Source organism: Rhizobium ecuadorense (assembly GCF_001187535.1).
Lineage (GTDB): Bacteria > Pseudomonadota > Alphaproteobacteria > Rhizobiales > Rhizobiaceae > Rhizobium > Rhizobium ecuadorense.
In genome coordinates this window covers 1-223 of the sequence record NZ_LFIO01001443.1, presented here as the reverse complement: position 1 = coordinate 223, position 223 = coordinate 1, and the positions used below count along the sequence as shown (strand labels likewise).

Below are 223 nucleotides of genomic sequence, written 5' to 3'. Positions count from 1 at the left end.
GAAGCGGGCTGCGCCGTTCAGCAGCACGACGGCGGTCGTGCCATCCGGGCCGACGTAGAAATCGAAAGCGGTGCCGCGTACGCCGATCGTGCCGGCCGGCGTCAGGATCTGGTAGGCCGAAGAATTGGAACTGCCGCTGACCCAGCGGAATGTACCCTTTGCCGCCCTGATGGTGAGTTTCTTGACCGATTGGGAATCATCGAAGACATATTTGTCGATGACG

General features: G+C 60.5%; 1 protein-coding gene. It reads right to left on the bottom strand.

Annotated elements, in window-relative coordinates; all coding sequences use genetic code 11:
* Positions 1 to 223, bottom strand: a 223-nt coding sequence (locus tag AF337_RS30040) for a FecR domain-containing protein (protein WP_193393674.1), incomplete at both ends; no start/stop codon positions are given.